Source organism: Paracoccus sp. TD-10 (genome assembly GCF_048270675.1).
Lineage (GTDB): Bacteria > Pseudomonadota > Alphaproteobacteria > Rhodobacterales > Rhodobacteraceae > Paracoccus > Paracoccus pantotrophus.
Genome location: NZ_CP182418.1, coordinates 1,336,126 through 1,357,039 on the forward strand (window position 1 = coordinate 1,336,126; position 20,914 = coordinate 1,357,039).

The window sequence follows — 20,914 nt, forward strand, 5'->3', positions numbered from 1 at the left end:
GGCCGTTCTCCGGACGAGCCCCGCGCGCCCCTCGATCCCGAGGAGGTTCGGATGAACAGGCTGACACCGATCCTTTTTGCCGGCGCGGTCGCGATCTCGGCCGGGTTTGCCCTTGCGCAAAGCGGCGATGGCGACGGGCACGGCCATCACATGGACGCGGGCCATGCCGACAGCCCCTCGACCCAGGCCTATGTCGCGGCGATGGACAGGATGCATGCCGATATGATGATCGAGCATACCGGCGATGCCGATGTCGATTTCATGCGCGGCATGATCCCGCATCACCAGGGTGCCATCGACATGGCCAGGGTGGTGCTTGAGCACGGCTCGGACCCCGAGGTGCGCAAGCTGGCCGAGGAGGTCATCAAGGCCCAGGAGGCCGAAATCGCCATGATGCGGAAATGGCTGGAGGATCGCGGAAAATAACCCGGTCCAGGCCCTGGGGTCGCGGCGCTCCTGGATGCCGGCGGGGCCGAGCAGCATGGCATTGGCATGGCTTTCGGCACATTCGCGCTGGCGGCGGCATCGCCGGTCCGCCTGCGCCAGCACATGAGCGGCGCCAGCCGCTGCACCGCCTGCAAAAGATCGGCAAGTCCTGGTGTTCCATGGGACGGCCAGGGCTGTGTCGAGCCAAGCCTCGACCACCGGCAGGCCGGCCGGTGCCGCCCCTTGGTCCCCAACCGAGAGGATTGCCTCGGAAATGCCCTGAAGCGAGGCCGGCGAATTGCCGTCACGGGCGCGTGCCCGCATGGCGGGCAAGGCGACATCGAGAAAGCCTTGCCAAGCCTGGTGTCTCGGCATTTCGGTTCACCTCCCGGATGCAGCATGGCGTCGGCGTGCCTCCCCGCTCCCCTGGTGCCTCACAGATCCTTGAGCAGCCGCAGCGCGTCGTAGATCGCGGCATGGGTGTTGCGGGCGGCGACGGCATCGCCGATGCGGTAGAGGCGGAAGCGGCCCCCGGGGTTCTTGCGCACCTCCTGCAACCCGCCGGTGGTCAGCGCCTCGTAATCGACCTCGCCCAGGTTCGAGGAGAGCGGCTTCAACTCGAAATAGAGCTCGTCCAGCGGCCGGGTGCCGTGGTTGACCACCACCTGGTCGACGATGCGCTCGCGGGTGAAGGCGCCGTAATCGCTGCCCAGGCGCGCGCGCAGCCGGTTGCCCTCGCGCGTCACCGAGCGGAGCCGCCAGGTGACGGTGAAGGTGGTGTCGCGCTTTTGCAGGTTGCGCATATAGGGCACCAGGTTCATCGCCATCACCTCGGGCGAGAAGCTGCGGTCCGGGGTCACGATCTCGACCGCGGCGCCGCTGGCCGAGATCAGGTCGGCGGCCTGCAGCGCCGCATGGTCGCCGGCATCGTCGAAGATCAGCACGTTCTGGCCCGGCTTCACGTCGCCCGACAGGATGTCCCAGGCGGATGAGACCAGCTCGTTGCCCGCCTCCAGCACCTCGACATGCGGCAGCCCGCCGGTGGCGACGATCACCTCGTCGGGCTCGGTGGCCAGCACCTCGGCCGCATCGGCGAAGGTGTTGAAGCGGAACTTCACGCCATGCTTCTCGCATTGCGCCATGCGCCAGGCGATGATCGAGATCATCTCGCGGCGGCGCTCGTCCAGCGCGGTCAGGCGGATCTGGCCGCCGGGCTGGTCGGCGGCCTCGAAGACGGTGACGGCATGGCCGCGCTCGGCCGCGACGCGGGCGGCCTCCATGCCGGCGGGACCGGCGCCGACCACGGTGATGCGCTTCTTCGCCGGGGCGGGCGGGATGGTGTGCGGCATGGTCTGCTCGCGCCCGGTGGCGGCATTGTGCAGGCAGAAGGCCATGCCGCCCTGGTAGATGCGGTCGAGACAGTAATTGGCGCCGACGCAGGGGCGGATGTCGTCCTCGCGGCCTAGGGTCACCTTGCGGACCAGATGCGGGTCGGCCATATGCGCCCGCGTCATGCCGACCATGTCGAGAAGCCCCGCGGCGATGGCGTGGCGGGCGGTCGGCACGTCCGGGATCTTGGCGGCGTGGAAGGTCGGGAAGCCGGTGGCCTTGCGGATCTGCCCGGCGAAGTCCAGATGCGGGGCGTTGCGCATGCCCTGCACCGGGATCACGTCGGTCAGCCCGGCATCGGTGTCGATATGGCCCTTGACCACGTTCAGGAAGTCGACCAGCCCGCTGTCCTTGAGCTTTTGCGAGATCGCCAGCCCGTCCTCGGCGGTCAGCCCGCCCGGCAGGTCCTCGTCGCCGGTATAGCGCACGCCCAGGATGAAATCCTCGCCGCAGCGTGCGCGGATGCCGCGCAGCACGTCGAAGGTGAAGCGCAGCCGGTTGTCGAGGCTGCCGCCATAGGGGCCATCGAGGTCGTTGGTCAGCGGCGACCAGAACTGGTCCATCAGATGGCCGTAGGCCTGTATCTCAAGCCCGTCGAGCCCCGCGGCCTTCATGCGCTCGGCCGCATCGACATAGTCGCCGATGATGCGCTCGATGTCCCAGTCCTCCATCTTCTTCGGGAACGAGCGATGCGCCGCCTCGCGCTCAAAGCTGGGCGAGACGACGGGCAGCCAGTCGGCCTTGTCCCAGCGGGTGCGCCGGCCCAGATGGGTGAGCTGGATCATCACCGCGCAGCCGTGGTCGTGGCATTCGTCGGTCAGCTTCTTCATCCAGCCGACCACCTCGTCCTTCCAGGCCAGGATATTGTTGAACACCGGCGGGCTGTCGCGCGAGACCGAGGCCGAGCCGGCGGTCATGGTCAGCGCCACCCCGGCCTTGGCGCGCTCGACATGATAGGCGCGGTAGCGGTCCTTGGGCATGCCGTCCTCGGGATAGGCCGGCTCGTGGCTGGTGATCATGATGCGGTTGCGCAGCACCAGGTGCTTCAGCTGATAGGGCTGCAGAAGGGGATCGTTCGACATCGGCTCTGCCTGTGCGGGGTGGGGAGTCGCCGCTCAGGATCGGGGCAATGTTCATATGTGTCAATTAAAAAATCAATCATGCACACAACGGGATCATGACAGGACATTTTTTCTTGCGGCGAATCGAATACCGGGCTACTGCAAGGGCATGAGAAATCGTGCAGCAACCGCTGAAACCGGATGGCGTGGGTCGCGTGAGGGCTGGCTGGAGGCCGGCTACCAGGCGCTGATCGACGGCGGCATCGACGCGGTGAAGATCCAGCCCCTGGCCCGGCATCTGAACCTGTCGCGCACCAGCTTCTACTGGTTCTTCGAGGATCGCGAGGCGCTGCTGACCGCGCTGATCGACGGCTGGGAGGAGCGGACGACCGATCCCCTGGTCAAGGCGGCGCAAGAATATGCCGAGAGCCGGGCGGAGGCGATGCTGAACGTGCTGGCCTGCTTTCTGTCGGGGGTCTTCGACAGCAAGCTGGAATTCGCGGTGCGCAGCTGGGCCTTGCAGGACGACACGGTGGCCGTGCGCGTCGCGGCTGCGGACGAGACGCGGCTTTCGGCGCTGCGCGAGATGCTGGTGCGCTGGGGGCATGGCGAGCAGGAGGCCGACGTGCGGGCGCGCACCATCTATCTGACGCAGATCGGCTATATCTCGATGCGGGTGCAGGAGGAGCTGGAAACCCGGCTCGCGCGCATCCCGACCTATGTCGAGATCTATACCGGGCAGAGCGCCGAGCCGCGCGAGATCGCCCGCTTCAACGCCCGGGTGAAAACCGCCGCCAAGCCGCCACCGTAACAGCGCCCCGGCAGCGATATGGAGAGGCTGCCGGTTCGAGCGGGTTTCGGTCAAGGTGCCGCGCCAGGGCGGCGACGCTTCATCGACTGCAGCATCGCCGGGCTTCCGTTTGCTCTGCAAACTCGGCCTGCTGCCGCGTCGCACGGCGTGCGCATGGCGTGCCGACCCTGATCGCGGACGCGGCCTGCGCGGTGCCGGCCCCCCGATTCCCTGTAAGCGTTGCACCTGACCCCGCTCGCAGGCTCTGAACGCCAGCCTGTGCCGGTGTAATGCTGTCTCGAACCCGAAGGACAGCATGACCAAAGACACCCCCCCTTCCAGCCATCCGGCTTTACGATCCCCATCAGCTCGACGGGACGGCGCATCTGGCCGTCCAGTTTCAAGAAGTTCGTCATCAACAAACTGAATGCGGGCGAGCTGACTGTTCAGCAGGTCGAGCAGGAAGGTCGGGTTGCGCGACCCCTCATCTATAAATGGCGGGCAAAACGTGGTGCTGACGATGAAGCAGAGCGACCGATCGACCCCTTCGCGCAGGTCTGTATTGGCGATGCTCCGCTACGGCCAGGACTGGCAACCAATAGATGACGGTCGCGGCGAGGGCGCAGGCTGAGAGAAACAGGATGGCACAGGGCATGACCCGCCCTGCCCGCGCCGCCGCCCACGGCTTCCTTGCCGCGATCCCGGGGCCATCCCGCGAGGGTTCAACCGGGCAGATGCAGGACCATGCGTCCGGCAACCCGCCCCGGGCGCGCCATCGGCCGCAAGACGGCTTAACCAGATAGAATCGCTTAATTTTTAACAGAACAGTTCAGTTTTTTCGCTTGTCAAGATGCTTATATCTTTTAGACAAAACCGGTCGGCGCCCTGTTGGCCCGATACTGCGCGTCGCGGCTCCTGACGGATTCGTCCGGCCTTGGTGCTGGAACCGCCATTTTCGGTGAATGGCTCTGTCTGCCTGAATCGGTCACGCAGGGCAAACGATTACGCGGTCCCCCGCAAGGGCTCGTATCTGATGGTGAGTGTTAAAATGTCTTTCAATTATGCCGGTCTCGAAAATCACTGCGGTCCAGCCGGACCCGACTGCGAAAAGATGATCTTCCTGGGAAAACTGCCCGATATGGATCCCTGGGAACTCGTTCCCGGCGCAGGCAAGGCCAGCGCCATATTGGGCGGCGCCAGCTTCGGCTCGCAGGCGGCTCCGCTGTCGCGCCAGCTGGTCGAGGTCAGTGCCCTGGACATCGACCGGGACGGTATCATCCATACCGACAGCCCCTCCGGCTTTCTTGCCGAGCCCATCCGCCACGACGCCGATGGCGACGGCACCATCGCCAGCCACAAGGTCGATTCGACCTTCGTCGTCAGGAACACCGCCGTCACCTTCGCCAATCCCGACGGCAGCCACGAGACGCTGATCCTGCCAGTCCGCATCATGCAGGACACCGCCGGCAATACCTTCCTGATGCCGCCGCCCAGGGGCGCGTCGCTGCAGGAGGTCGAGGCATTGACCACCCGCCCCATCACCTCGGTCTCGTTTCCCGACGGGTCGAGCAATTATGACCTGGATTACAACGGCATCTTCACCGATCGGCATTGCTTTCCCTGTTTTGCCCGCGGGACGCTGATCGAAACCGGACAAGGGCCGCTGCCGGTCGAGGAACTGGCGCCCGGCATGCTGGTCGTGACCCGCGACAACGGCTTGCAGCCGGTGCGCTGGATCGGCTCGCGCGTGCTGTGCAGCAAGACGCTGGACACCAGCCCGAACCTGCGCCCGATCCGCATTGCCGCCGGCGCGCTTGGCAAGGGGCTGCCCCTGCGCGACCTGATCGTCTCGCCCCAGCACCGGATCCTGGTGCGCTCGAAGATCGCGCTGAAGATGTTCGGCACGCCCGAGGTCCTGGTCGCCGCCAAGCAGCTTTTGCAGATCAACGGCATCGACATCGCCGACGACATGCCGGCGGTCGAATATTTCCACTTCCTGTTCGACCAGCACGAGATCGTGCTGTCCGAGGGGGCCGAGACCGAATCGCTCTATACCGGGCCCGAGGCGCTGAAATCCGTCGGCCGCCAGGCCCAGGCCGAGATCTTTGCGCTTTTCCCCGAACTGCGCGACCGGCCCGAGGATGATGTGCCGCCAGGGGCGCGTATCCTGGCCTCGGGCCGAATGGGGCGCAAGCTGGCCGTGCGTCACGCCCAGCATCGCAAGTTCCTGGTGCAATAGGCGCCGGGCAACCGCAAGGCACCTGGGCCGGGCCGGCCGGCCCGTTCTTCATCTCGCGCCGCCGCACGGGGGCTGCGGGCGGCGGCGCCCGCCCGCGGCCGAGACGGATCCGCGACCCGCAAGACGGCGGGTGGTTCTGCCCCGCCTTGCGGGGGCGAAGCGATTGCGCGGGCCGGGCGATCTTGCGGGTCGCGCGGGCTTCCCCTACATCTTGCAGAACAAAGAAAGGATCCGCCATGGCGATGGAAGCCCAGGATATAGAAGCCCTGATCCGCGCTGCATTTCCGCATGCCAAGATCACGATCACCGACCTTGCCGGGGATGGAAACCACTATGCCGCCGAGGTGATCGACGAAAGCTTCCGCGGCCAGAACCGCGTTCAGCAGCAACGTGCCGTCTATGCGGCGCTGCAGGGCCATATGGACGGCCCCAACGGCGCGCTGCATGCCCTTGCGCTGACCACCAAGGCACCCGATTAAGAGCAACCGCAAGTAGTCGCAGCCAGGCGGCGCTTCAGCAAGGACCGGACGAAATGACCGATGCACGCCAGCAAATCCAGGAGACGATCGACGCAGACGATGTCGTCCTGTTCATGAAAGGCACCAAGGAGATGCCCCAATGCGGCTTTTCAAGCCGCGTGGCCGGGGTTCTGAACTATATGAACGTCCAGTATCGCGACGTGAACGTACTGGCCGACGAGGCGATCCGCCAGGGCATCAAGGATTTCTCGGACTGGCCCACCATCCCGCAGCTTTACGTCAAGGGCGAGTTCGTGGGCGGCTGCGACATCGTCACCGAGATGACGTTGTCGGGCGAACTGGACCAGTTGTTCGACAAGGCCGGCGTCACCTATGACAAGGATGCCGCCAACAAGATCCGCGAGGCGAACGCCTGACCGCGGGCGTGCCAGCCGCGACAGGAAAGACAGACCCCGCCGCCGGCGGGGTCTTTTTCTGTCAAGGGGTTGCGGGACGATCCTCAATAAGGATCTTCGGTCCGGTCCTCGGCGTCTTCCCAGTCCGGCTCGTCGCGGTGGCGCCCTTGCCGCAAGCGCGAGGCGAGCGTCATCCCCACGGCAAAGGCGCCGATCAGCGGCGCGATGGCCGCCGCGCGGGACTGCGAGGCGCCCTGCACCGTCCCGGCGGCGCGGCGCAGCGTATCGGGCGGCAAGCCCAGGGTGCCGACGGCGCTTTCACCGGCCCGGCGCGCGACGCCATAGACGCTGGCCTCGGCGCGGTCGGCCAGCCGATCCGCCTTGTAGGCCAGGCTGTCGGTCAGCGCATGCACCCGCTGCTCGGCCCGGTCGATCAGTTGGCCGGCCTTTTGCGAGGCGCGCTCCAGCGCCGCATCCGCCGCGCCGGTGGCCTTTTCGACGGCCATATCGGCGGCCAGCATCAGCCGCTCCTCGACCTCGGCCTTCAGCTCGTCGGTGCCGGGGACGGGATGGCGTTCCTTGCGCGCCATCAGCATCACCACCAGCCCGATCAGCAGAAAGCCCAGACCGATCGCCAGCGAGGCGCCAAGCGCCCCCCAACCCAGGTGATCGGCCAGCCAGGTCCACAGCGCCGCAAGCAGGAAACCCGCCCCGATCAGCAGGGCCACGCCTGCCCCGGCGGACAGGCCGGTGCGGCGCAGCCTGTCGGTCAGGGCGAGCTGGAGTTTCCTGGTATAGTCGAACATCCGCCGAGACTCAGCGCCGCGCGATGATCAGACCCAGAAGGAAGCCGACCCCGGCCGCGATCCCCAGCGCCTGCGCCGGGTTGCGCCGCACCATGTTCGAGACCTCGTCGTAATATTCCTCGGCATGGGCCGCGACCTCATGCGCCTGGCGCTCGCCCTGCCGGTAAAGCCGGCGGGCCTCGTCACGGGCGCGCTCGGCATAATCATGGCCCCGCTCGCGGACCGTCTCGGCATATTCGGCGCCGCGGCGCTTGGCGTCCTCGACGAATTCGGCGCCTTTTTCGCGCGCGGTCTCGTAAAGTTCGGCGCCCTTCTCGCGGGCAGTCTCATAGGCGGCGCTGGCCTCGTCGGCGGCGCGGCTGGCATGACGGCCTACATCGTCAGCGGCCGCGCGCGCCTTGGCCTTCAGTTCGTCGGCGGTGGCTTCGTGGTTCGCCATGATCTTGTCCTTTCGCAAGGCTGCAACGGTTTCGGAGAGCCAACCCGGAAACCCGCAGATCGTTCCCGGACCGGCCCCGATTTCCTGCCCGCAGCGTCAAAGCGCCGCATCGAAGGCGGAAACCAGCCGCGCCATCGTGCCGTCGACATCCTTGAGCTTGTCGAGCCCGAAAAGCCCAATGCGGAAGCTGCGGAATCCCTCGCCCTCGCCGAGCTGCAGGGGCACGCCCGCAGCGATCTGGTAGCCGGCGGCCAGGAACTTGCGCCCGCTTTGCACCTCGGGGTCGTCGGTATGGCAGACCACCACCCCCGGCGCGGCAAAGCCCTCGGCCGCGACCGAGCGCAGCCCGCGCCGCGCCAGTTCCGAGCGCACCGCGTCGCCCAGCCGCCATTGCGCCTCGCGCGCCGCCTCGAAGCCGAAGGCGCGCGTCTCCTCCATCGCGTCGTGCAGGCCCAGCAGCGCATCGGTCGGCAGGGTGGCGTGATAGGCATGGCCGCCGTCCTCATAGGCCTTCATGATCGCGCGCCATTTCTTCAGGTCCAGCGCGAAGCTGTCGCTGACCGTCGTCTCCAGCCGCTCGATGCCGCGCGGCGACAGCATCACCATCCCGGCCGAGGGCGAGGCCGACCAGCCCTTTTGCGGCGCCGAGATCAGCACGTCCACGCCGGTCTCGCGCATGTCGACCCAGATCGCGCCCGAGGCGATGCAGTCCAGCACCATGATGGCGCCCACCTCATGCGCGGCATCGGCCAGCGCCTTGATGTAATCGTCGGGCAGGATCATGCCTGCCGCGGTCTCGACATGCGGGGCGAAGACGGCATCGGGGCGGGTGTCGCGGATCTTTTCCACCACCTCCTCGATCGCGGCGGGAGCGAAGGGGGCGCGGGGCTCGTTGCCCTGCGGCCGCGCCATCATCACCGTGGTCTGGCGGGCAAAGCCGCCCGCTTCGAAGATCTGGCTCCAGCGATAGCTGAAAAAGCCGTTCCTGACGATCAGCGCATGGGCATCGCGGCCGAACTGGCGCGCCACCGCCTCCATGGCGCAGGTGCCGCCGCCGGGGACCAGGGCCACGGCATCCGCGCCATAGACCTCGCGCAGCGTGGCCGAGATGTCGCGCATCGCGCCCTGGAATTTCTGCGACATGTGGTTGAGCGAGCGGTCGGTGAAGACGACCGAGAACTCCTGCAATCCCTCGGGGTCCACATCGGGGCGCAATCCGGGCATGGCCAATCCTTTCTGCTGGTTTTGCCGGCAGCCTAGCGCGGCGTTGCGGCCGCGGCCAGCCCCGACCGGAACCGCAGCCCCTTGCCGGCCGCGCCGCGCCCGACTAGCTTCAGGGGGAACAACCGACAGGCCAGTCACCATGCGTATCGGCATTCTCAAATGCGGCCAGTCGCCCGAGGAACTTCGCGGCGATCTCGGCGACTATGACACGATGTTCGAGCGGCTTCTTGCCGGGCGGGGTTTCGAATTCACCAGCTATCACGTTGAGAACATGGAGTTCCCGCAGGGCGTCCACGACGCCCAGGGCTGGCTTCTGACCGGCTCGCGCCATGGCGTCTACGAAGACCATGCCTTCATCCCGCCGCTTCAGGATTTCATCCGCAGGGCCTATGCCGAACATGTGCCGCTGGTCGGCATCTGCTTTGGCCACCAGATCATCGCCCAGGCACTTGGCGGCACGGTGGCAAAGCATCCCGGCGGCTGGGCGGTCGGCGCGCATGACTACGATTTCGGCGGAGAAAAGGTCACGCTGAACGTCTGGCACCAGGACCAGGTCGTCGCCGTGCCCGAGGATGCCGAGGTCGTCGCCCGGAACGAGTTCTGCGAAAACGCGGCGCTGGTCTATGAGGACCGCGCCTTTACCGTCCAGGCTCATCCCGAGTTCGACGATGCCTTCATCCAGGGGCTGATCGAACATCGCGGCCGCGGCGCGGTGCCCAAGCCGCTCCTGGACCAGGCCAGCGCCCGCATGGGCACCCCGCGGCAATCGCCCGGCATCGCCGACCGGATCGAGGCTTTCTTCAAGGCGCCCCGCGCCTTCAGCGCAGAAGACCGGCAGGGGGCCGCATGAAGCCGCATTGGATCGAGGAAACCCCGCAGGCTGCGCAGGACTATGTCGCCGGGCGCCGCCTGGACGAGGTGGAGTGCATCGTCGCCGACATCGCCGGGGTGGCGCGCGGCAAGGCCATGCCGGCCTCGAAATTCGCGCATCAGGAACGGTTCTACCTGCCGAATTCGATCTTCCTGCAGACCATCACCGGCGACTGGGCCGACAATCCCTCGGGCGCCTTCACCGAGCCGGACATGATCCTGACGCCGGATTTCTCGACCGCGACGGCGGCGCCCTGGACGGCGGACGTGACCCTGCAGGTGATCCACGACGTCTCGGACCAGTCGGGCAATCCGGTGCCGATCGCGCCGCGCAACGTGCTGAAACGGGTGGTCGATCTTTACCGGCAGAAGGGCTGGCGCCCCATCGTCGCGCCCGAGATGGAGTTCTTCCTGGTCGCGCGCAACATCGACCCGAACCAGCCGATCATGCCGCCCATGGGCCGTACCGGCCGCCGCGCCGCCGCCAAGCAGGCCTATTCCATGTCGGCGGTGGACGAATACGGCAAGGTGATCGACGACATCTACGACTTCGCCGAGGCACAGGGCTTCGAGATCGACGGCATCCTGCAGGAAGGCGGCGCCGGCCAGGTCGAGATCAACCTGAACCACGGCGACCCGGTCGCCCTGGCCGACCAGATCTTCTATTTCAAGCGGCTGATCCGCGAGGCGGCGCTGCGCCACGACTGTTTCGCCACCTTCATGGCCAAGCCCATCGAGGGCGAGCCTGGCAGCGCCATGCATATCCACCACTCGGTCGTCGGGATCGGAGACGGGCGCAACATCTTTTCCGACGCGCAGGGCCGCGAGACGCCGGCCTTCATGCATTTCATCGCCGGCATGCAGAAGCACCTGCCGGCGGCGGTCGCCTTGCTGGCGCCCTATGTCAACAGCTATCGCCGCTATGTCCCGGATTTCGCGGCGCCGATCAACCTGGAATGGGGGCGCGACAACCGCACCACCGGGCTGCGCGTGCCGATCTCGAAGCCCGAGGCGCGGCGGGTCGAGAACCGGCTGGCGGGCATGGATTGCAACCCCTATCTGGGCCTCGCCGCCAGCCTGGCCTGCGGCTATCTGGGCCTGGTCGAGGGCGAGAATCCGCGCGCCGAATGCCTGGGCGACGCCTATATGTCCGAGGACGAGTTGCCCTATAACCTGGGCGACGCGCTGGACCTGATGGACGAGAACACGGCGATGCGCGAGGTGCTGGGCCCGGAGTTCATCGACGTCTACCAGGCGGTCAAGCGCAACGAATACAAGGAGTTCCTGCAGGTCATCAGCCCTTGGGAACGCGAGCATCTGCTGCTGAACGTGTAGAGCCGGGCACGGCCTGGCCTTGGGGCGCCGTCGGGATGGGTATTTGAGAAACGGTGAAAGCCGAAGCATGAACCTGCTGTTTTCCAACGACCGGCGGGGGGAATATCCGCCCAGCCTCTATGCCGCGACCCGCGACCCGCTGCCGCCTTTCCCCGAGCAGCGCGGCGAGGAGCGCGCCGATGTCGTGGTGGTCGGCGCCGGCTATACCGGGCTTGCCGCGGCGCTGCATCTGGCCGAGGCGGGGCGCGACGTCGTGGTGCTGGAGGCGCATCGCGTGGGCTTCGGCGCCTCGGGGCGCAATGGCGGCCAGCTCGGCTCGGGGCAGCGGCTGGAGGTCGATGAACTGGAGCGGATGGCGGGTCGCGAGGCCGCCCATCGCCTGTGGGACATGGCCGAGGAGGCCAAGCGCCTGACCCGCGAACTGGCCGCGCGCTGCGGCGTTCAGGTGGCCGACGGCATCGCCCATGCCTTTCGCAAGTCCGCCGAGCTGGACCATGCCCGCGCCATGATCGACAGGCTGGCGCGCGACTACGGCTATGATCGGATCGAGGCGCTGGAGCGCGACGCCTTTCGCGCGCTGGTGCCCTCGCAGGCCTATGTCGCCGGCGAGCTGGACCATGGCGCGGGGCATCTGCATCCGCTGAACCTGGCGATCGGCATGGCGCGGCTGGCGGATGCCGCAGGCGCGAGGATCCGCGAGCTGAGCCATGTCCACCATATCCGCCACGCCCGCCGCGCCGGCGAAAAGAGCGTGGTCCAGACCGGCAAGGGCCGGGTGATCTGCGACCATGTCATCCTGGCGGCCAATGGCTATCTGGGCAATCTCGACACCCATGTCGCCGCCCGTGTCATGCCGATCAACAATTTCATCGTCGCGACCGAGCCCCTGGGCGCGCGGGCGGCCGAGGTGCTGACCCGCGATATCGGCGTGCATGACACCAAATTCGTGGTGAATTACTGGCGGCTCGATCCCGACGGGCGGCTGATCTTCGGCGGCGGCGAGAATGTCAGCTATCGCTTTCCCGCCGACATCGCCGCCAAGGTGCGCAAGCCGCTGCTGGAGATCTATCCCGGCCTTGTCGATGTGAAGCTGACCCATGCCTGGGGCGGCACGCTGGCGATCACCATGAACCGGATGCCCTGCTTTGCCCGGCCGGCGCCCAACTGCCTGTCGGCCAGCGGCTATTCCGGCCATGGGCTGGCGCTGGCCAATCTTGCCGGCAAGCTGATGGCGCAGGCCGTGCAGGGGCAGAGCGAAGGCTTCGACACCATGGCCGCCCTGCCCTCGCCCGCCTTTCCCGGCGGCGCTGCGCTGCGCTGGCCGCTGCTGGTCGCCGGCATGGGCTGGTATTCGCTGCGCGACCGGCTGGGCTTCTAGCCCTTTTCCACCAGTTCGCGTTCGCGCCGGGCCTTGGCGCGGGCGATGCGCTCGGCCATCTGCTTTTCGCGGTGGCGGTGATAGGCCTTGATCAGCGGCACGGTCAGGTAATGTGCCGCGACCGAGACCGCGATTCCGGGCAGCACGCCCCCCACCGCATAGGGCAGGAAGATCTGCTCGTTGAATTGCAGCAACTGGTCCCAATGCGCCGTGCGCTCGGCGCTGAGCGGCGCGAGCAGGTTGTTCCACAGCTCGCTGCCGGCGCGGGTGAACTCGTCGAAAATCAGATGCGGGGTGAACTTGCCCTCGACCCCCAGCATCCAGCGCCCCAGCCCGACCGAGGTCAGCGCGATGAAGGGCGTGGTCAGCGGATTGCCGACGAAAGTGCCCAGCAGAGCCGCCAGGATATTGCCGCGGATCAGCCAGGCCAGCGCCGCCGCACCCATGAAATGGAAACCGAAGAACGGCGTGAAGGAAATGAAGATGCCGCAGGCCCAGCCCCGCGCCACCCGATGCGGCTGGTCCGGCAGGCGGCGCAGCCGGTGCAGCACGTATTTCGACGCCCGCTTCCAGCCCGAGCGCGGATAGAACATCTCGGTCCACATCTGAGCGTAGCTCAGCGGCTTGCGTCTCTTGAACATGTCGGCCGGGCCTCAGTTCATATGGGCGGAGGGATCGCGGATGCGCGAGACCTGGGCCACGTCGCTTTCGGTTTCCAGCGCGGTCAGCAGCGTGTGCAGATGCTCGCGGTCGCGCAGCTCGATCTCGACGCGCAGGCGATAGAAGTCCGGCTTGCGGTCGATGAACTCCAGGTCCGAGATATTCGCCCCCTGCGCGCCGATCAGCGTGCAGATCCGGCCCAGGACGCCGGCATCGTGGCGGATGGTCAGCGACAGCATGGTCGAATAGGCCGCCGGGTGCTGGCCCTCGCGCCAGTGCAGGTCGACCCAGCGGTCGGGGCTTTCCTCGAACTCGGCCAGGACCGGGCAGTCGATGGCATGGATGACCACGCCCTTGCCGCGATAGGTGATGCCGACGATGCGCTCGCCCGGCAGCGGATTGCAGCAGGGCGCGCGGGTGAATTCCTGGTCGGCCGCCAGCCCCGCCACCGCGCGCCGGGCGTCGATCTCGCTGCGCTTTTCGGCCAGTTCCGGGTAAAGCGTGGTCAGCACGTCATGGGCCGAGATCTCGGCGCTGCCGATGCGGGCCAGCAATTCGTCGGTATCGGGCAGCGCCATGGTCTTGGCCGCGGTGCGCAGCGCCTTGTCGCTGACCTTGCGCCCGACATGCTCGAAGGCCACCCGCACCAGTTCGGAGCCCAGGCGGATGAAGCGCGTCCGGTCCTCCTGGCGCAGCGAACGGCGGATCGCCGCCTTGGCACGGCCGGTGACGACGATATCGAGCCAGGTCGCCTGCGGGCGCTGGCCCGAGGCGGCGATGATCTCGACCGACTGCCCGTTCTTGAGCCGCGTCCACAGCGGCACCCGGATCCCGTCCACCTTGGCGCCGACGCAGGACGAGCCCAGCCGGGTATGGATCGCATAGGCGAAATCCAAGGGCGTCGCCCCCTTGGGCAGCGGGATCACGTCGCCCTTGGGGGTAAAGCAGAACACCTGGTCGGAATACATTTCCAGCTTGACGTGTTCCAGGAACTCGTCGTGATCCTCTTCGCCGAAGCGTTCAGTCAGGCTGGCGATCCATTCGCCCGGATCGACGGCAAAGGGGTTCGCGGTGCGCACCCCGTCGCGATAGGCCCAATGCGCGGCCACCCCCGCCTCGGCCACCTCGTGCATCTGGCGGGTGCGGATCTGCACCTCGACCCGCTTGCCGTCGCGCCCCGAGACGGTGGTGTGGATCGAGCGATAGCCGTTCGCCTTGGGCTGGCTGATGTAATCCTTGAACCGGCCCGGCACCGCGCGCCAGCGGTGATGGATCACGCCCAGGGTGCGATAGCAGTCGGGTTCCGTGCGGGTGATGATACGAAAGCCGTAGATATCCGACAGGCGCGAGAAGGACAGCTGCTTTTCCTGCATTTTGCGCCAGATGCTGAAGGGGCGCTTGGCGCGGCCATAGACATCGGCCTCGATCCCCTCGCGTTCCAGCTCGGCGCGGATGTCGGCGGTGATCTTGGGGATCACGTCGCCGGATTCGCGTTGCAGGCTGACGAAGCGGCGGATGATCGAATTGCGCGCCTCGGGGTTGATGACCTTGAAGGCCAGGTCTTCCAACTCCTCGCGCATCCATTGCATGCCCATGCGGCCGGCCAGCGGCGCATAGATGTCCATGGTCTCGCGCGCCTTTTGCTGCTGCTTTTCGGGACGCATGGACTTGATCGTCCGCATATTGTGCAGACGGTCGGCCAGCTTGACCAGGATCACGCGAAGATCGCGCGACATCGCCATGAAAAGCTTGCGGAAATTCTCGGCTTGCTTGGAATGCGCCCCGGACAGCTGCAGGTTGGTCAGCTTGGTGACGCCATCGACCAGGTCGGCGATCTCGCGTCCGAAGATCTGCGCCACCTCGGCCCAGGTCGAGCGCGTGTCCTCGATCGTGTCGTGCAAGAGCGCGGTGACGATGGTGGCATCGTCCAGCCGCATCTCGGTCAGGATGGCGGCGACGGCGACGGGATGGGTGAAATAGGGTTCGCCCGAATGGCGGAACTGGCCTTCATGCATGCGGCGCCCGTATTCATAGGCGTCGCGGATCAGTTCTGCATTGGTGCGCGGGTTGTAATTGCGGATCAGCGCGATGAGGTCTTCGACGTCGATCATGATGGGCCGAAGACCTTTGGATTCAGTTCCTGCCTTGCGCTTCCAGCATCATGCGCAGCATGCGCTCTTCCGATTCCTCGTCGGCGGGCTTGGGACGATCCATCTCGGCGCCCAGCAGAAGCGCCATCGCGTCCTCCTCGGGCTCGTCGACCTCGATCTGGGTCTGGTGCGCCTCGATCATGCGCTCGCGCAGATCGTCCACGGGCTGGGTTTCGTCGGCGATCTCGCGCAGGGCGACGACGGGATTCTTGTCGTTGTCGCGATCGACGGTCAGCGGGCTGCCGGCCGCGATTTCGCGCGCGCGATGGGACGCCAGCATCACCAGGTCAAAACGGTTCGGAACCTTATCGACGCAATCTTCGACTGTAACGCGGGCCATCGGTCAACCTTATCAGCTGGAATCGGGGTGCAGGGGGCGAGGCCGGTTATTTGGGCGCCCGCGACGGAAATGTCAAGCACTTGCCGGCCGCATCCCCGCCAAAGCCTGGGGCGGAAGCGCCGCCAGCATCTGCGCCACGCTGAGCCCAAGGCGGGGATGCACCCAGTTCGGCGCGATCTCGGCCAGGGGGGCCAGGACGAAGCCGCGGTCCTGCATCCGGGGATGGGGCAGGATCAGGTGCGGCGGGGCACGCAGCGCCTGATCCTGCGGCGGCAGGCGGCGCCAATGGTCCTGCACGGCCGCATCGGGCAGCACCAGATCGCCATGGGCCAGCAGGTCCAGGTCCAGCCCCCGCGACTGCCAGCGCCCGCCGTCGCGGCGGCGGCCCAGCTCGGCCTCGATTTCGTGCAACTCGCGCAGCAGTTGTTCGGGCGGAAGGGTGCAGCGGAAAGACGCCGCCGCATTCACATATTCGGGACCGGAACCTGCAGGAAACGCGGGCGTAAACCAGAAGCGGCTGAAGGCAACCGGCACAACCTGCGGTAATTGCGACAACTTTTTCAGCGCAAAACGCAGGCTTTCCGGCGGCGAACCTGCCGAACTAGGCAGGTTTGCACCCAGGGCAACCAAGGCTAAGTTCGCTTTCTGACTTGGGTTTCGAGACATCTCGGGGGAAACGTGTTTTACAAGGACGACCGGCTGGCGTTGTTCATTGACGGGTCGAATCTTTATGCTGCGGCAAAGTCGCTGGGCTTCGATATCGACTACAAGCTGCTGCGGCAGGAATTCGAACGGCGCGGCAAGCTGGTCCGCGCCTATTATTATACGGCATTGCTGGAGAACGAGGACTACTCACCGATCCGTCCGCTGGTCGATTGGCTGCATTACAACGGCTATTCCATGGTGACGAAACCCGCGCGCGAATATACCGACGCGCTGGGGCGCCGCAAGGTCAAGGGCAACATGGATGTCGAATTGGTTATCAACGCCATGGAACTGGCGCCGCGGCTGGATCATGCGGTGCTGTTTTCCGGCGACGGCGACTTCCGGCCGCTGGTCGAGGCGCTGCAGCGCCAAGGCGTGCGGGTCTCGGTGGTCTCGACCATGCGCAGCCAGCCGCCGATGATCGCCGACGAATTGCGCCGCCAGGCCGACAATTTCATCGAGCTGGACGCGCTGCGCGACATCATCGGCCGCCCGCCGCGCGAAGCCGCCCCGCAGGAAAGCTGACCCGCCACGGGGCCTGCACCATCGACGCCTGACAGCGGCCTGCCACGCGCCTAGCGTTCGGTCAGCTTCAGTTCGATGCGGCGGTTGCGGGCGCGGGCCTCGGGCGTGTCACCCTGCGCCACCGGGCGGGTGTCGGCGAAACCGGCCGGCGCCAGGCGGGTCACCGGAAAGCCCAGTTCCTCCACCATGTAGCGCACCACCGCCAGCGCGCGGGCCTGGCTGAGTTCCCAGTTGTCGCGATAGCGCCCCAGCCCCGAAAGCGGTACGTCGTCGGTATGGCCGTCCACGCGGATCATCCAGTCGATCTCGGGCGGGATCTCGGCCGAGATCTGCCCCAGCATCTCCGCCACCCGCGCGATCTGCGCCTGGCCTTCGGGCGACAGCGTCGCCTCGCCCGGCGCGAACAGCACTTCCGAGGAAAAGACGAAGCGGTCGCCCACGACCTGCACGCCCTCGCGTCCGGCAAGGATCTGCGACAGCCGCCCGAAGAACTCCGAGCGATAGCGGGCCAGATCCCTGGCCTCGGCCTCGGCCCTGCTGCGCGCCTCCTCTTCCAGCGCGCGGCGCTTGCGTTCCTCCTCGGCGGCGCGCAGCAGGGCGACGTTCAGCTGCCGGCCCAGATCCTCGGCGCGCAGATCGGCCTCGCGGCGCTCATCGCCCGCCGCATCCAGCACCGCGCGCAGGCTGCCCAGCTGGTCGTTGAGCCGCGCGACCTGCTGGTTCAGCGCGGCCAGCCGGCGCTGGTCCTCGGCCGACAGCGCCTCTTGTTCGGACAGTTCCTGCCGGGCCAGGGCCAGCAGGGCGGCCTGCTTCTCGGCCTCGCTGGCCTGGGCCTCGGCCTGCTCGCCCAGCTGCCTCTTGGCAGCCTCGGCGGCGGCCAGCAGGGTCAGGGTTTCCTCGGCCTCCTTGCGCGCCGCCTCCAGTTCCAGGGTGGCGGCATCGAGTTCCGCATCCGACCTGGCCAGCCGCTCGCGCAGCGCCTCGGCGGCGGCCGCATCGGCCAGCCGCGCGGTCTCGGTCTCGTCCAGCTGCTGCTGCGTTTCGGCATTCCGCCGCCGCAGATCGCCGATCAGCGCCTCCAGCGCCTCGCGCCGGGCGGCGGCCAGCCGCGCCGCCTCGGCCTGGGCGTCGATCTCGGCCCGCGCCGCGGCCACGGCCTGTTCCGAGCGCCGCAGCCGGTCGCGCTCGGCCGCCAGGTCGCGGTCCAGCGAGGCCGCCCGCGCCTGCGAGGTAGACAGCGCATCCGAAAGCTCGGCCACCTGCCGGCCAAGCTGGTCCAGCTCGCTGTCCTGGGTGGTGATCTGGTCGCGCAGCACCGATTGCACCAGCAAAAAGATGGTCAGCACGAACATCATGACCATCAGGAGCGCCGTCATCGCATCGACGAATCCCGGCCAGATCGTCGCAGAGAAACGGTTGCCGCCGCCCCGGCTAAGCCCCATCGCCGCGCTCCAGGTTGCGGATCGCGCGGGTCAGCGCCGCAAGGTCGCTGCGCAATTCGGCGATCAGGCCGTCGCGGCCGCTGGCGCTTTCCTCGACCAGCCGGCCCAGTTGCACGTCGATGGACCGCAGCCGCATCCGCGCCTCGGGATCGTCGCCCGAGGCGGCGGCCGGCTTTTGTGCGCCGAGTTCCAACAGCCGCTCCTGTCCCTCGGCCAGCCGCTCCAGCGCGCGCGCGAGCCGGGCATCCTCGGGCGACGATCCCGAGGCAAGCGCCGCCAGCCGCTCCTGCCCCTCGGCCAACCGCTCCAGCATCGCGGGCAGCGCCGGATCATGGCGCGGCTCGGCGGCAAGCCGGTCCTGCCCTTCGGCCAGCCGCTCCAGCAAGGCGACCAGATCCGGATCGCGGCGCGGCTCGGCCAGCCCGCCGATGGCCCGCTCGACCCCGGACAGGGCCTGGGCCGTCGCCTCGCGCTCGGCGGCCAGCGTCTCGCCCAGCCGATCCCGGTCCGTGCCCAGCAGCGCGGCCAGCCGCTCCACCCCCTCGGCCAGGGCCAGCGAGCGCTGGTCGGCGGCGGCGGCTTCCTGGTCGCGCAACTCGTCGCGGCTGGCATAGAACGCCTGCAAGCCGGCCATCTGCGCCTCGACCCGCTCGATGAAACCGGCCAGAGCCGCCTCGCCCAGCCCTTGCCCCTCCGCGCCGCCCAGGCCGATGCGGGTGAAACCCGACATCCATTCCTCGAGCTCGCGATAGAAGCGGTTCTGGCCATGGGCGACGAACAGCTCCAGCAGCCCGACCACCAGCGAGCCCGCCAGGCCCAGCAGCGAGCTGGAAAAGGCCGTGGCCATGCCGCCCAGCTGCGATTCCAGCCCGGTCATCAGCTTGTTGAACACCTCGAGCCCGGATTCGCCTTCCTGCGGCGCCAGCGCGCGGATCGTGTCCACCACCGCCGGCACCGTGGTCGCAAGCCCGTAGAACGTGCCCAGCAGGCCCAGGAAGATCAGCAGGTTCGCCAGGTAGCGGGTGATGTCGCGCGCCTCGTCGATTCGCGTCGCCACCGATTCCAGGATCGAGCGCGAGGATTCGGTCGAGATCGCGCCCCCCACCGGCCCGCGCTGCCCCAGAAGCGCGGCCAGGGGCGCCAGCAGCCGCGGTGCGTCATCCGGCCCGGCCGGCTCGGCCGCGCTGACCCCGCGTTCGGCGGCGGCGCGGCGCCGGGCGGCGAAACGCTCGATCCAGCTGACAGATTTCACCAGCTCGGCCACCTGCCAGAAGCAGCCCAGCACGCCCATGACGAAGACCGCCAGGATCAGCCCGTTCAGATATTCGTTCGAATGAAAGATCGAGACGATCCGGCCATAGGCGAACCATGCCCCGGCCACGACCAGCACCAGCACGATCAGCATCAGCACGATCTGCCGGACCGGCTGCGAGAATTGCGGTGGCGCCGGGCCGGCCCCGCCCGCGCCCCCGTCGCGCGTCGCCGCCAGCCGGGCGGCGCGAGAGCGGCGGCCTTCCGACGCGGCGGGCGGCCCCTCGGGCGGTTCGGCGTCAGTTCGGGACAAGTTCCACCCCCTTGCTGTTTTCCGGGCCGACTGTAGAGGCCGGACCCGCGCCTGCCAAGCGCCCTCGCGCCTGTCTATTTCCCGCCGGGCTGCAACAGCCCGCGGACCTGCCGCACCAGTTCGGCCATGGCCCGGTCCTCGATGCCCATCTGCGCCAGATGCCGGGCGGTATTGAACAGGTAATCCGCGTTCGGCCCCCGCCCGCCCTGCGCCAGGGCGATGATGCGAGCCTGTTCGTTCAGTTCCAGCGGGCCGGCATATTGGTCATGGTCGCGCCGGATCACATAGGTGATCGCCTCGACGCCGCGGCCGTCCTCCAGGACCAGCGGCAGGAAAAGCTCGGCATAGGCGTTGGTGGTCAGTTCGCGCGCGCGCAGCCCGGCCAGCGTCTCGTCCCAGTCCGGCTCGGCCACGCGCAGGGCCAGGCCCCGGCAATGCGCCCCCGGATCGGCATCCAGGCCCAGCACCAGGCCCGGCCGCTCGCTTGTGCCGCGATAGACGATCGAGCGCAGGCAGAAGCTGCGGGCATAGCCGTCCAGCCTTGCCGGCACCATCTCGGCCACGGGAAAGCCCGGATCCCACATCAGCGAGCCATAGGCAAAGACCCAATGCTCCGGCCGTTCACCCATTCTTTACCCCGGCACCCTAGATAATTCGGTCAGGAAAAACTTAGGACAGCGGGATCGGCGTTCCAAGA

General features: G+C 67.4%; 20 protein-coding genes. 9 read left to right on the plus strand and 11 right to left on the minus strand.

Features of this window, described 5'->3' with window-relative positions; all coding sequences use genetic code 11:
* The first annotated feature begins 51 nt into the window (after nucleotides 1-51).
* Nucleotides 52-426 (plus strand): DUF305 domain-containing protein, encoded by a 375-nt coding sequence (locus tag ACNKFW_RS06590; RefSeq protein ID WP_024845392.1) that lies wholly within the window; start codon nucleotides 52-54, stop codon nucleotides 424-426.
* A 434-nt stretch (nucleotides 427-860) separates the two neighbouring features.
* On the opposite strand, the gene hpbA is transcribed toward ACNKFW_RS06590, so the two are convergent.
* Nucleotides 861-2,897, minus strand: a complete 2,037-nt coding sequence (gene hpbA / locus ACNKFW_RS06595; RefSeq protein WP_418024095.1) for an N-methyl-L-proline N-demethylase HpbA — start codon at nucleotides 2,895-2,897, stop codon at nucleotides 861-863.
* A 148-nt stretch (nucleotides 2,898-3,045) separates the two neighbouring features.
* Between hpbA and ACNKFW_RS06600 the strand changes: the two genes are divergently transcribed.
* The 4 genes from ACNKFW_RS06600 (at nucleotide 3,046) to grxD (ending at nucleotide 6,800) form a co-directional block, all read left to right on the plus strand.
* Nucleotides 3,046-3,687 carry a TetR/AcrR family transcriptional regulator gene (locus ACNKFW_RS06600; protein WP_024844568.1) on the plus strand — a complete coding sequence of 214 codons (642 nt, stop codon included), beginning with the start codon at nucleotides 3,046-3,048 and terminating at the stop codon, nucleotides 3,685-3,687.
* A gap of 1,090 nt (nucleotides 3,688-4,777) precedes the next feature.
* Complete coding sequence (locus ACNKFW_RS06605; RefSeq protein WP_244314587.1) at nucleotides 4,778-5,905, plus strand: Hint domain-containing protein; 1,128 nt, start codon at nucleotides 4,778-4,780, stop codon at nucleotides 5,903-5,905.
* A 236-nt stretch (nucleotides 5,906-6,141) separates the two neighbouring features.
* A complete protein-coding gene (locus tag ACNKFW_RS06610) occupies nucleotides 6,142-6,384 on the plus strand; it encodes a BolA/IbaG family iron-sulfur metabolism protein (protein ID WP_024844566.1) in 243 nt (80 codons plus the stop codon).
* 53 nt (nucleotides 6,385-6,437) lie between these two features.
* Nucleotides 6,438-6,800, plus strand: coding sequence for a Grx4 family monothiol glutaredoxin (gene grxD, locus ACNKFW_RS06615; protein WP_024844565.1), 363 nt, complete (start codon nucleotides 6,438-6,440; stop codon nucleotides 6,798-6,800).
* Nucleotides 6,801-6,883: 83 nt separating this feature from the next.
* On the opposite strand, the gene ACNKFW_RS06620 is transcribed toward grxD, so the two are convergent.
* From ACNKFW_RS06620 to ACNKFW_RS06630, 3 genes are all read right to left on the minus strand, one after another.
* A complete protein-coding gene (locus tag ACNKFW_RS06620) occupies nucleotides 6,884-7,585 on the minus strand; it encodes a phage holin family protein (protein WP_024844564.1) in 702 nt (233 codons plus the stop codon).
* A 10-nt stretch (nucleotides 7,586-7,595) separates the two neighbouring features.
* Nucleotides 7,596-8,024, minus strand: coding sequence for a DUF883 family protein (locus tag ACNKFW_RS06625; protein ID WP_024844563.1), 429 nt, complete (start codon nucleotides 8,022-8,024; stop codon nucleotides 7,596-7,598).
* Between the two features lie 96 nt (nucleotides 8,025-8,120).
* Complete coding sequence (locus tag ACNKFW_RS06630; RefSeq protein ID WP_147428006.1) at nucleotides 8,121-9,248, minus strand: aminotransferase class V-fold PLP-dependent enzyme; 1,128 nt, start codon at nucleotides 9,246-9,248, stop codon at nucleotides 8,121-8,123.
* Between the two features lie 139 nt (nucleotides 9,249-9,387).
* Here ACNKFW_RS06630 and ACNKFW_RS06635 point away from each other — a divergent pair, with 139 nt between their 5' ends.
* From ACNKFW_RS06635 to ACNKFW_RS06645, 3 genes are all read left to right on the plus strand, one after another.
* Nucleotides 9,388-10,098, plus strand: a complete 711-nt coding sequence (locus tag ACNKFW_RS06635) for a type 1 glutamine amidotransferase (RefSeq protein ID WP_147428005.1) — start codon at nucleotides 9,388-9,390, stop codon at nucleotides 10,096-10,098.
* The gene (locus ACNKFW_RS06640) at nucleotides 10,095-11,453 is read left to right on the plus strand and encodes a glutamine synthetase family protein (protein ID WP_024844560.1); all 1,359 of its coding nucleotides are present in this window, start codon (nucleotides 10,095-10,097) and stop codon (nucleotides 11,451-11,453) included. The genes ACNKFW_RS06635 and ACNKFW_RS06640 overlap by 4 nt, the downstream gene beginning before the upstream one ends.
* A 67-nt stretch (nucleotides 11,454-11,520) precedes the next feature.
* Complete coding sequence (locus tag ACNKFW_RS06645) at nucleotides 11,521-12,831, plus strand: NAD(P)/FAD-dependent oxidoreductase (RefSeq protein ID WP_147428004.1); 1,311 nt, start codon at nucleotides 11,521-11,523, stop codon at nucleotides 12,829-12,831.
* Here ACNKFW_RS06645 and ACNKFW_RS06650 read toward each other — a convergent pair.
* The 4 genes from ACNKFW_RS06650 to folK form a co-directional block, all read right to left on the minus strand.
* Nucleotides 12,828-13,472 carry a DUF2062 domain-containing protein gene (locus tag ACNKFW_RS06650; RefSeq protein WP_147428003.1) on the minus strand — a complete coding sequence of 215 codons (645 nt, stop codon included), beginning with the start codon at nucleotides 13,470-13,472 and terminating at the stop codon, nucleotides 12,828-12,830. The genes ACNKFW_RS06645 and ACNKFW_RS06650 overlap by 4 nt on opposite strands.
* 12 nt (nucleotides 13,473-13,484) lie before the next feature.
* Nucleotides 13,485-15,602, minus strand: coding sequence for a RelA/SpoT family protein (locus ACNKFW_RS06655; protein ID WP_024844557.1), 2,118 nt, complete (start codon nucleotides 15,600-15,602; stop codon nucleotides 13,485-13,487).
* A 22-nt stretch (nucleotides 15,603-15,624) separates the two neighbouring features.
* Nucleotides 15,625-15,981: a DNA-directed RNA polymerase subunit omega gene (gene rpoZ / locus ACNKFW_RS06660; protein ID WP_024844556.1), complete on the minus strand. Its 357-nt coding sequence runs from the start codon at nucleotides 15,979-15,981 to the stop codon at nucleotides 15,625-15,627.
* Nucleotides 15,982-16,053: 72 nt separating this feature from the next.
* Nucleotides 16,054-16,611: a 2-amino-4-hydroxy-6-hydroxymethyldihydropteridine diphosphokinase gene (gene folK, locus ACNKFW_RS06665; protein WP_257154276.1), complete on the minus strand. Its 558-nt coding sequence runs from the start codon at nucleotides 16,609-16,611 to the stop codon at nucleotides 16,054-16,056.
* Between the two features lie 48 nt (nucleotides 16,612-16,659).
* Here folK and ACNKFW_RS06670 point away from each other — a divergent pair, with 48 nt between their 5' ends.
* Nucleotides 16,660-17,211: an NYN domain-containing protein gene (locus tag ACNKFW_RS06670; RefSeq protein WP_024844554.1), complete on the plus strand. Its 552-nt coding sequence runs from the start codon at nucleotides 16,660-16,662 to the stop codon at nucleotides 17,209-17,211.
* A gap of 50 nt (nucleotides 17,212-17,261) precedes the next feature.
* Here ACNKFW_RS06670 and ACNKFW_RS06675 read toward each other — a convergent pair whose 3' ends face one another.
* The 3 genes from ACNKFW_RS06675 to ACNKFW_RS06685 all read right to left on the minus strand — a co-directional run bounded on the left by ACNKFW_RS06675 (nucleotide 17,262) and on the right by ACNKFW_RS06685 (nucleotide 20,846).
* A complete protein-coding gene (locus ACNKFW_RS06675) occupies nucleotides 17,262-18,653 on the minus strand; it encodes a peptidoglycan -binding protein (RefSeq protein ID WP_147428002.1) in 1,392 nt (463 codons plus the stop codon).
* Nucleotides 18,643-20,217 (minus strand): hypothetical protein, encoded by a 1,575-nt coding sequence (locus ACNKFW_RS06680; RefSeq protein WP_024844552.1) that lies wholly within the window; start codon nucleotides 20,215-20,217, stop codon nucleotides 18,643-18,645. Before ACNKFW_RS06680 ends, ACNKFW_RS06675 begins: the two co-directional genes overlap by 11 nt.
* 74 nt (nucleotides 20,218-20,291) lie before the next feature.
* Nucleotides 20,292-20,846: a gamma-glutamylcyclotransferase gene (locus ACNKFW_RS06685; protein ID WP_024844551.1), complete on the minus strand. Its 555-nt coding sequence runs from the start codon at nucleotides 20,844-20,846 to the stop codon at nucleotides 20,292-20,294.
* Between the last annotated feature and the right edge of the window lie 68 nt (nucleotides 20,847-20,914).

Bases quoted from the DNA above. Each gene is read 5' to 3' on its own strand.
- ACNKFW_RS06590 (WP_024845392.1), top strand. From the start codon at position 52: ATGAACAGGCTGACACCGATCCTTTTTGCCGGCGCGGTCGCGATCTCG.
- hpbA (WP_418024095.1), bottom strand. From the start codon at position 2,897: ATGTCGAACGATCCCCTTCTGCAGCCCTATCAGCTGAAGCACCTGGTG.
- ACNKFW_RS06600 (WP_024844568.1), top strand. From the start codon at position 3,046: ATGAGAAATCGTGCAGCAACCGCTGAAACCGGATGGCGTGGGTCGCGT.
- ACNKFW_RS06605 (WP_244314587.1), top strand. From the start codon at position 4,778: ATGATCTTCCTGGGAAAACTGCCCGATATGGATCCCTGGGAACTCGTT.
- ACNKFW_RS06610 (WP_024844566.1), top strand. From the start codon at position 6,142: ATGGCGATGGAAGCCCAGGATATAGAAGCCCTGATCCGCGCTGCATTT.
- grxD (WP_024844565.1), top strand. From the start codon at position 6,438: ATGACCGATGCACGCCAGCAAATCCAGGAGACGATCGACGCAGACGAT.
- ACNKFW_RS06620 (WP_024844564.1), bottom strand. From the start codon at position 7,585: ATGTTCGACTATACCAGGAAACTCCAGCTCGCCCTGACCGACAGGCTG.
- ACNKFW_RS06625 (WP_024844563.1), bottom strand. From the start codon at position 8,024: ATGGCGAACCACGAAGCCACCGCCGACGAACTGAAGGCCAAGGCGCGC.
- ACNKFW_RS06630 (WP_147428006.1), bottom strand. From the start codon at position 9,248: ATGCCCGGATTGCGCCCCGATGTGGACCCCGAGGGATTGCAGGAGTTC.
- ACNKFW_RS06635 (WP_147428005.1), top strand. From the start codon at position 9,388: ATGCGTATCGGCATTCTCAAATGCGGCCAGTCGCCCGAGGAACTTCGC.
- ACNKFW_RS06640 (WP_024844560.1), top strand. From the start codon at position 10,095: ATGAAGCCGCATTGGATCGAGGAAACCCCGCAGGCTGCGCAGGACTAT.
- ACNKFW_RS06645 (WP_147428004.1), top strand. From the start codon at position 11,521: ATGAACCTGCTGTTTTCCAACGACCGGCGGGGGGAATATCCGCCCAGC.
- ACNKFW_RS06650 (WP_147428003.1), bottom strand. From the start codon at position 13,472: ATGTTCAAGAGACGCAAGCCGCTGAGCTACGCTCAGATGTGGACCGAG.
- ACNKFW_RS06655 (WP_024844557.1), bottom strand. From the start codon at position 15,602: ATGATCGACGTCGAAGACCTCATCGCGCTGATCCGCAATTACAACCCG.
- rpoZ (WP_024844556.1), bottom strand. From the start codon at position 15,981: ATGGCCCGCGTTACAGTCGAAGATTGCGTCGATAAGGTTCCGAACCGT.
- ACNKFW_RS06675 (WP_147428002.1), bottom strand. From the start codon at position 18,653: ATGGGGCTTAGCCGGGGCGGCGGCAACCGTTTCTCTGCGACGATCTGG.
- ACNKFW_RS06685 (WP_024844551.1), bottom strand. From the start codon at position 20,846: ATGGGTGAACGGCCGGAGCATTGGGTCTTTGCCTATGGCTCGCTGATG.